Source organism: Sphingomonas sp. ABOLH, assembly GCF_003951715.1.
GTDB classification, from domain to species: domain Bacteria; phylum Pseudomonadota; class Alphaproteobacteria; order Sphingomonadales; family Sphingomonadaceae; genus Sphingomonas; species Sphingomonas hankookensis_A.
On sequence record NZ_QQWV01000093.1, the window covers coordinates 1 to 2471 of the forward strand.

Annotated in this window: 2 protein-coding genes; both read left to right on the forward strand. The window is 69.2% G+C overall.

Going from position 1 to position 2471, the window contains the following annotated elements; translation table 11 throughout:
• Window positions 1-941 (forward strand): helix-turn-helix domain-containing protein (locus tag CA237_RS19280; protein ID WP_206433026.1); only part of this gene is annotated, 941 nt, incomplete at its 5' end.
• Window positions 942-1006: 65 nt separating this feature from the next.
• Window positions 1007-1996 carry a tetratricopeptide repeat protein gene (locus CA237_RS19285; RefSeq protein ID WP_126015307.1) on the forward strand — a complete coding sequence of 330 codons (990 nt, stop codon included), beginning with the start codon at window positions 1007-1009 and terminating at the stop codon, window positions 1994-1996.
• The last annotated feature ends 475 nt before the right edge of the window (window positions 1997-2471 follow it).

Consider the following 2471-nt stretch of genomic DNA (forward strand, 5'->3'; position numbering starts at 1 on the left):
GCACTGCCCCCCACCCCAATTCCCCGCCATCCGCCCGCTCCGGCGTTGACAGCCGCCCTGCGCTGGCCGAAACCGCCCATGGACCGGGGGCGGACGATCAGCGGGTTGGAAGGGTAGTGATGATGGACGGCGACAGCACCACGGGCGCGCCACGCACGGCGGGCATGATGCTGCGTTCGGCACGCGAGGCGCAGGGCCTGACCCTGTCGGACGTCGCGCAGCGCACGCGGATTCCGCTGCGCCACCTCGAAGCGGTCGAGGACGGCAAGTTTCAGGCGCTGCCCTCGATCACCTATGCGATGGGCTTCGGCCGCGCCTATGCCCGCGCGGTCGGCGTGGACGAGACCGAGGTCGCGCGCGCGCTGCGTGCCGAACTGGCCGCCAATTACCAGCGCCCCGAACCGCTGCAGGACCTCGAACCGATCGACATGCGCCGTGGGCCCTCGCCCAGCGTCGTCGTGATCGCCGCGGCGATCGCCATCGTCCTGCTGCTGGGCGTCGGCCTGTATTTCGGCACCTCGCTGTTCCGCCGCGACGAACCGGCCAATCCGCAGGCGACCGTCGCCGGCGACCTCGGCATGTTGCCGCCGACCGCCACGCCCGCGACCGGCGGCACCGCTCCCGTCGCCCCGCCGGTCCCGGCGGGCGGTGGACAGGTGACGCTGACCGCCATCGGCACCACCTGGGTCCGCATCTTCGACGACACCGGCACGCTGGTGAACAAGGAGATGAAGGAGGGCGATCGCTACGACGTGCCGATGACCGCCGAGAACCCGCAGATCCGCACCGGCCGTCCCGACCTGCTGACCGTCACCGTCAACGGATCGAACGTGCCGCCGCTCGGCACCGGCGAACGCCCGGTCACCGTCGCGCTGAGTGCCGAAGCGCTGCGCAACCGTGGCGCGGCCAGTCCCACGCCGACGCCGTCACCCGCCGGTTAAGCGTGGCGACAGCTCGACTGCCTAGTTTCCAGCGGCCCGTCCAACCTGCTCCGGGGGGAGTTTTCATGCGCCATTTCAAAGCCCTGCCGCTTCTCGCCCTGCTTGCCGCATGGCCGGCGACCGCCCAGACCACCAGCCAGATCGAACCGCGCGTCAACAAGCTGGAGCGCGAGATGCGCGCCGTGCAGCGGAAAGTCTTTCCGGGCGGCGCCCCCAACCAGGTCGAACCGCAGATCACCGCACCGACCCAGCCGACCGAAATTCCCGGCAGCCCGTCGAGCGGCCCTCTCGCCACACTGACCTCGCGGGTCGACGCGCTCGAATCGCAGCAGCAGTCGCTGACCGGCCAGCTCGAACAGGCGCAATACAAGCTGCGCCAGCTCGAATCGGCGTTCGAGGCATACAAGTCCGCGACCGATGCGAAGCTGAAGGCACTGGAATCGGCCGGCGCGCCCGCCATCGCCCCCGCCACTCCGGGCGCGGTCGCCGCCTCGGGCGACACCTCGACCGACACCGCCGCCCCCGCGACGCGCGGTCCGGGCAATGGCGGCGGCACGCTCGGCGGCACCACCGTCCGCCCGCCCGCCGTCACCGCACCGGCCGCCACCGCCGACCCGGCGCGCGCCGCCCGCATCGCCGCGATCGACAAGCCCGCCACCGGCGACGCGGCCGAAGACGGTTATCTCTACGGCTTCCGCCTGTGGAGCGCGAAACTCTATCCCGAAGCCATCGCCGCCCTGCGCCCGGTCGTCGCGAAATACCCGAAACACCGCCGCGCCAGCTATGCCCAGAACCTGATCGGCCGGTCCTATCTCGACGACGGCAAGCCCAGTTTGGCGAGCCGCGAATTCTACGATAATTACAAGAACATGCCCGACGGCGAACGCGCGCCCGACAGCCTGTTCTACTTGGCCGACGCACTCACCAAGTTGAAGAAGACCAAGGAAGCCTGCGACGTCTATGGCGAACTGACCGACGTCTATGGCGACAAGATTTCGGGTGCGATGAAGGCGGACGTGGCGAAGGGGCGGGCGGCGAACAAGTGCGCGGCGTAAGCGCGATCGCCCGCCTTTCCGTTGGTGCTGAGTAGGGACTGAGCGAAGTCGAAGACCCGGTTGGCGGTCCTTCGATACGCTGCTTCGACAAGCTCAGCAGCTACTCAGGACAGACGGGTCTAGAGCTTTTCTTGCCCCCCACCCGTTCAGTTCGAGCAGCTTCGAGCTTGTCGAGAAGCGTCCGTCGAGAACCCGGTGGTCGGGGCAGCCCCTTCTCGAATTCAGTTCTCGACAGGCTCGAACCTGCGCTCGAAGCAAACGGGGGACTAGGGGAAGGAACCCATGCCGCAGTCCGATTCACGTCAACCATGCCGCATTCCATGACCCTCCCCCCCGAAACCCTCACCCGCTTCACCCGCGACCTGACGGCGCTGACCCCGCCGCCGACCCCCGACCGCCCGCTGGCCATCGCCGTCTCCGGCGGCCCCGACTCGATGGCGCTCCTCGCCCTCGCCGCGACCGCCTTCCCCGGCAG